The organism is Mesorhizobium sp. M5C.F.Cr.IN.023.01.1.1, from assembly GCF_003997585.1.
In the GTDB taxonomy this organism is placed as follows: Bacteria; Pseudomonadota; Alphaproteobacteria; order Rhizobiales; family Rhizobiaceae; genus Mesorhizobium; species Mesorhizobium wenxiniae.
Window position 1 is genome coordinate 1 of the sequence record NZ_RZSU01000191.1, and the last position, 6,462, is coordinate 6,462.

At 64.2% G+C, this 6,462-nt stretch carries 5 protein-coding genes; 1 reads left to right on the plus strand and 4 read right to left on the minus strand.

What is annotated here, in order from left to right; translation table 11 throughout:
* The 4 genes from EOA78_RS34650 to tesB form a co-directional block, all read right to left on the minus strand.
* Window positions 1-2,404: DNA translocase FtsK (locus EOA78_RS34650; protein ID WP_164784099.1), on the minus strand; the 2,404-nt coding region annotated here is incomplete at its 3' end.
* A 269-nt stretch (window positions 2,405-2,673) separates the two neighbouring features.
* Window positions 2,674-4,101, minus strand: coding sequence for an ammonium transporter (locus tag EOA78_RS34655; protein ID WP_127320141.1), 1,428 nt, complete (start codon window positions 4,099-4,101; stop codon window positions 2,674-2,676).
* 31 nt (window positions 4,102-4,132) lie between these two features.
* Complete coding sequence (locus tag EOA78_RS34660) at window positions 4,133-4,471, minus strand: P-II family nitrogen regulator (protein WP_023800571.1); 339 nt, start codon at window positions 4,469-4,471, stop codon at window positions 4,133-4,135.
* A 219-nt stretch (window positions 4,472-4,690) separates the two neighbouring features.
* Window positions 4,691-5,566, minus strand: coding sequence for an acyl-CoA thioesterase II (gene tesB, locus EOA78_RS34665; protein ID WP_127320143.1), 876 nt, complete (start codon window positions 5,564-5,566; stop codon window positions 4,691-4,693).
* A 95-nt stretch (window positions 5,567-5,661) separates the two neighbouring features.
* Here tesB and EOA78_RS34670 point away from each other — a divergent pair.
* On the plus strand, window positions 5,662-6,462 hold an 801-nt coding region (locus EOA78_RS34670), incomplete at its 3' end, for an FAD-dependent oxidoreductase (protein ID WP_127320145.1).

The window sequence follows — 6,462 nt, forward strand, 5'->3', positions numbered from 1 at the left end:
GCTCGTCGCCGTCCTCGTCGTCATCCTCGGTAATGGCATCGAGATATTCCGGCACGCCCTGCAGCTTCAGATGCGCGACGATCTTCTCGACCTCGTCATCGGAAACGAAGGGGCCGTGTACGCGCTGGATGCGGCCGCCGCCGGCCATGTAGAGCATGTCGCCCATGCCAAGCAGCTGTTCGGCGCCCTGCTCGCCCAGGATGGTGCGGCTGTCGATCTTCGACGTCACCTGGAAGGAGATGCGGGTCGGGAAGTTGGCCTTGATCGTGCCGGTGATGACGTCGACCGACGGCCGCTGCGTCGCCATGATGACGTGGATGCCGGCGGCGCGCGCCATCTGCGCAAGGCGCTGCACCGCGCCTTCGATGTCCTTGCCGGCGACCATCATCAAATCGGCCATCTCGTCGATGATGACGACGATGTAGGGCATCGGCTCGAGATCGAGGTTTTCGGTCTCGTAGATCGCTTCGCCGGTCTGGCGGTCAAAGCCGGTCTGCACGGTGCGCGAGATTTTCTCGCCTTTCTTCTCCGCCTGCTGCACCCGCGCGTTGAAACCGTCGATGTTGCGGACGCCGACCTTGGACATTTTGCGGTAGCGGTCCTCCATCTCGCGCACGGTCCATTTCAGCGCCACCACCGCCTTCTTCGGATCGGTGACGACAGGCGTCAAAAGATGCGGGATGCCGTCATAGACCGAGAGCTCCAGCATTTTCGGGTCTATCATGATCAGCCGGCAGTCCTGCGGCGTCAGCCGGTAGAGCAGTGACAGGATCATAGTGTTGATGGCGACCGACTTGCCCGAACCGGTGGTGCCGGCGACCAGCACGTGCGGCATCTTGGCGATGTCGACGATGACCGCCTCGCCATTGATGGTCTTGCCTAGCGCCAGCGCGAGCTTGGCCTTGGTGGTCTCGAAATCGCGGCTGGCCATGATTTCCCTGAGATAGACGGTCTCGCGCTTGGCGTTCGGCAGCTCGATCCCGATGGCGTTGCGGCCCGGCACCACGGCGACGCGGCAGGCGATCGCGCTCATCGAGCGGGCGATGTCGTCGGACAGGCCGATGACCCGCGACGATTTGATGCCGGGCGCCGGCTCCAGCTCATAAAGCGTGACGACGGGGCCCGGGCGGACATGGATGATCTCGCCCTTGACGCCGAAATCCTCCAGCACGCCCTCGAGCAGGCGGGCATTCTGCTCCAGTGCGTCCTTGGACAGGCTGGCATCGCGCACGACGTTCTTCGGTTCGGACAGGAAATGCAGAGACGGCATTTCGAATTGTTCGGAGCCGATCAGCGAGGTCTGGGCTTCGCGCTGGACACGGGCGCCCGGAACGGGCCGGGGCGCCGGTGCCGCGACGCGGGTGGCCGCGTCGGAGCGGAACGGCTGCACCTTCGCATTGGGCGCAGTGCTGCGCTGGCCCACGGGCTCCGGCGCAAAATCCATGTCGTCGTCATCGTCAAAAACATCGGCGTCGTCGGGATCGAGCGAGGCGCTGCGGTCGTTGACCATGGCGGCGAAGAATTCCGGCTCGACGCGGGCCCGGCCATCGGCACTCATCCGCGATTCGGCAAATTCGGCCGATTCGACCCGCTCGGCAGCGCGCCGCCAGGCGCTGGCGCGCGGTTCCATCTCCGGTTCGAAGTCATCGTGCTCCCGGCGGCGCGCGGCACGGCGGCGAAGATAGGCGCGCAACGACAGCCACCAGTGCGTGATCGCGCCAAGCGCCAGAATGCCCTCGTCGCCCTCGTCCTCGTCATTGTCGAAAAGCAGGTCGTCCTGGTCCCGGGGCTCGGGCGCAGCCGGTTGCTCCAGGACCGCGAAACCGTTCTGGCGTGCAATCAGCGCCGAGCCGTAGGCAAACAGCCACAGTGCCGGCGCGGCGAGAAGCACGGCGAGCACGCTGGCGATGAGACCGGTCGGGTAGCCGCCGACGACGAAGCCGGGAATCTTGAGCACCATGTCGCCGAATACGCCGCCGAGGCCGGTCGGCAGCGGCCAGGTCTTGGGGGGCACCACGCAGCCGGCGATGGCCGCAGCAAGCACCGCGTAGCCAAACCAGGCGAGCCCGCGCTTCGGCAGCCTGTCGACGCCGCGCGCCGAAAACAGCAGAAATCCCCAGACCACCGCCGGCACCAGCGCCGCGACGGCAGCAAGTCCGAAGAACTGCATGGCAAGGTCGGAGAAGACAGCGCCCACATAGCCCATGGCGTTGCTGACGATATTATCGGTGGCGTGGGAGAAGCTTGGGTCGGCGACGTTCCAGGTGGCGAGGCTGGCGATACCGAAGGCGACCAGCGCAAACAGGCCGGCACCGACCAGCCGGCCGACCTGACGCCGCGCGAACGCCCGGATGCCGTACCCCGTATCGGCCAGCGCGAGCGGTGCTGAAGCCCCTGAACGCATGCTCTTCCCCGTCTGTCGTTGCCTGGCCGATAGCGTGCGCGCAGCTCGGCAGATTCGGGCTCCAGACTATCGGCGGGAAGGTTAAGGCAGCATTAACTATAAGGGGTTGGGGGAAGTATCTTGCGGCTAGTATCTGGCTTGGCCGCCTGCGCGCAAAAAAGAGGCCCGGAACAGGTCCGGGCCTCAATGCGTGAGCCCTTGCAGGAGCGTCACGACGGGATGGGAGGATGCAGGGCGGCCGAGGCCGCCCAGACAAGACTTGGCAAGGCTTACGGGTGATAGGCCGCTTCGCCATGCGCGGTGAGGTCGAGCCCTTCACGCTCTGCATCGGCTGTCGGACGCAAGCCTACGATCATATCGACGATCTTGTAGAGGATGGCGCTGCCGATGCCCGACCACAGGACGGTTACCAGGACACCCTTGAACTGCGACCACAGCTGGGTCGCCGTGCCGGCATAGCCGGCGGCGAAGTCGGCTGTCGAATAATCGACGATGCCAGCGCCGCCGAGGGCGGGGTTGACCAGGATGCCGGTGCCGAGCGCGCCGATGATGCCGCCGACGCAGTGGATGCCGAAGACATCGAGGCTGTCGTCGTAGCCGAACTTGTTCTTCACGACCGAGACGAAGAAGTAGCAGACGCAGGTGGCGATGATGCCGAGCACGATGACGCCCATCGGTCCGGCAAAGCCGGCAGCGGGTGTGACGGCGACAAGGCCGGTAACCGCGCCCGAAACCGCGCCAAGCATCGACGCTTTGCCGCGCAGCAGCGTTTCGAGCACGATCCAGGTCACTGCCGCCGCCGCCGTGGCGACGAAGGTGTTGACCATGGCCAGCACCGCGTAGGCGTTGGCTTCGAGGTTCGAACCGGCGTTGAAGCCGAACCAGCCGACCCACAGCAGCGAAGCACCGACCATGGTCAGCGTCATCGAGTGCGGCGCCATGACGTCCTTGTTGTAGCCGATGCGCTTGCCGATCATCAGCGCGCCGACAAGGCCGGCGATGCCCGCATTGATGTGAACGACCGTGCCGCCGGCGAAGTCGATGGCGCCGAAGCCGAAGATGAGCCCCGACGGGTCGCTGTAAGCGCTCGGGCCACCCCAGAACCAGACCATATGCGCGATCGGGAAGTAGACGAATGTGACCCAGAGGATGGTAAAAAGGATCACGGCGGAGAACTTGACGCGTTCGGCGAAGGCGCCGACGATCAGGGCGGGCGTGATGCAGGCGAAGCTCATCTGGAAGATGACGAACACCAGCTCAGGAATGGCGACGCCCTTGGTGAAGGTTTCCGACACCGTCGTCACGTCGACACCGGCAAGAAACATCTTGGAAAGGCCGCCGACGAAGGCATTGCCGGGGGTGAAGGCAAGGCTGTAGCCGTAGAAGACCCAGACGATCATGACCACGCTGGTGATGGTGAAGACCTGCATCAGCACCGACAGCATATTTTTGGCGCGAACCAGGCCGCCGTAGAAAAGGGCAAGGCCGGGAATGGTCATCAACAGCACCAGGATGGTGGAAATCATCATCCAGGTCGTGTCGCCCTTGTCGACGGTGAAGGCCGGCGCCGCTGGCGCTGCCGGTGCGGCCGGAGCCGCTTCCTGCGCGAATGCGGCGACCGTGCCCAGTGCTGCGATCGCGAGCGAGCCCAGCAGCGCGGTGCGCGCCGCCGACTTCAAAGTAGAAGGAATATTCATTGAACTCTCCATTGGAATACGTGTCCGCAGCTCAAAGCGCGTCGGTGTCTGTTTCGCCGGTGCGAATGCGCACCGCCTGGTCGATGCCGAAAACGAAGATCTTGCCGTCGCCGATCTGACCGGTCTTGGCCGCCGCGGTGATGGCTTCGACGGCCTTGTCGACCATGTCCAGGCCGACCGCGACTTCGATCTTGATCTTCGGCAGGAAGCTGACCGCGTATTCCGCCCCGCGATAGATTTCCGTGTGTCCCTTCTGACGCCCGTAGCCTTTGACTTCGGTGACGGTCAGGCCCTGGATGCCGACTGCGGTGAGCGCTTCGCGCACCTCGTCAAGCTTGAACGGCTTGATGATTGCCATCACGATTTTCATAAGGTTTCACCCTTTGCTGTTGCGGTCCCCCGCGTTTGTACGACGTCGCCGATCCCCATGAGAGCCGGAGAGTGCCCGCTAGGATTCAAGCTCCGTGCCAGTTGCCGAAGCAGGGTGTTAACCTATTGTTAAATAAGGGATTGGGGAAGGTTTGCCGGCTGACTGTGCATAGTCGCGACAACGCAACTGATTAAAAAATAGGCAATTTTTCAAAAATGCCTATTCGGCGGGCGGCCGCTTCAGCCTGATCAGGCCCTCCTGGGCAACCGAGGCGATCAACGTGCCGTCGCGGGCAAACAGCGACCCGCGAGTGAACCCCCGCGACCCTTGCGTCGACGGGCTGTCCTGCGTGTAGAGCATCCAGTCGTCGAGCGGATGGCTGCGGTGGAACCACATGGCGTGATCGAGGCTCGCCGCCTGGATGTCGCTATCGAAAATGGCGCGGCCATGCGCAAAGGTCGAGGTATCAAGCAGCGTCATGTCAGAGAGATAGGCAAGCACTGCCGCCTGCGTGGCGCGATCGGCCGGAACTGGGCCGGTCGTGCGGATCCAGATGTTCTGCTTCGGCTCCAGCTTTTCCCGGCTGGTGTAATGCTCAAGCATCACCGGTTTCATCTCGATCGGCCGGTCACGCTCCCAGTAGCGCCTGATGCCGTCGGGCACGGCCTCGCCGAACTTGCCAATCAGTTCGCGCTGCGACAGCAATGTGTCGGGCGCCGGCACGTTCTGCGGCATCGCCACCTGATGCTCGAGCCCGACCTCTTCCTGCTGGAACGAGGCTTCCAGCGAAAAGATCGCCTGGCCGTGCTGGACAGCCACGACACGGCGCGTGGTGAAGGAGCCGCCGTCGCGGATGCGGTCGACCTGGTAGATGATCGGCACCTTGGTGTCGCCGGGCCGCATGAAATAGCCGTGCAGCGAATGTACGTGGCGTTCGGGCTCCACCGTTCGCTGGGCGGCGACCAGCGCCTGGGCGATGGTCTGGCCACCGAAGACACGCTGCCAGTCGAGTTTGGGGCTGCGACCTCGATACAGGTTGTGTTCCAGCTGCTCGAGGTCGAGAATGCCGAGAAGCTCGTCCATGGCCGCCGTCATATTTCGCGCCCTCACCGCAAAGTGTTATGGCGGTTTCCGACAGGAATGACGGGCAGTCAAGGCCGGAAGGGAATTTGGCCGGAAAGGAATTTGCCATGGTGGACCGCAAGGAGGATGCAAAAAACCGAACCGCGCTCGACATTCTGGTCGCCGGCGCCGGCTATGTCGGGCTTGCCGCCGCCGTATCGCTGAAACAGGCGCGACCGAGCCTGGCGGTCGCTGTCGTCGACGCCGCGCCCGCCGGTGCCTGGCAAAAGGACGGCCGCGCCTCGGCCATCGCCGCTGCCGCTTGCCGCATGCTCGACCAGCTCGGCGTCTGGGCCGAAATCGCGCCCGAAGCGCAGGCCATCACCGAAATGATCGTCACCGATTCGCGCGCTTCCGATCCGGTGCGCCCGGTGTTTCTCACTTTCGATGGCGAGGTCGCGCCCGGCGAAGCCTTTGCGCATATGGTCGCCAACCGGGATTTGAACGGCGCCTTGCGCCGGCGCGCTGAAATATTAGGCATCGACATCATCGAAGGCGTCGCCGTCAGTGCCTTCGACGTGAACGGCGCCGGCATCACCGTGCATCTTGTCGACGGCGCGACGCTGAAGGCGCGGCTGCTGGTCGCCGCCGACGGCGTGAACTCGAAGCTGCGCGACATGGCCGGCATCAAGACGGTGAAATGGGAGTACGGCCAGTCCGGCATCGTCTGCACCGTGGCGCATGAACGGCCGCACAATGGCCGCGCCGAAGAGCATTTTCTGCCAGCCGGCCCCTTTGCCACGCTGCCGCTCAAGCCGGACAAGGACGGCACCAACCGCTCGTCGATCGTCTGGGTCGAGCGGTCGGAAGATGCCGAAAAACTGGTCGACGGCGACGACCTCGTCTTCGAGCACGAGCTCGAACAGCGG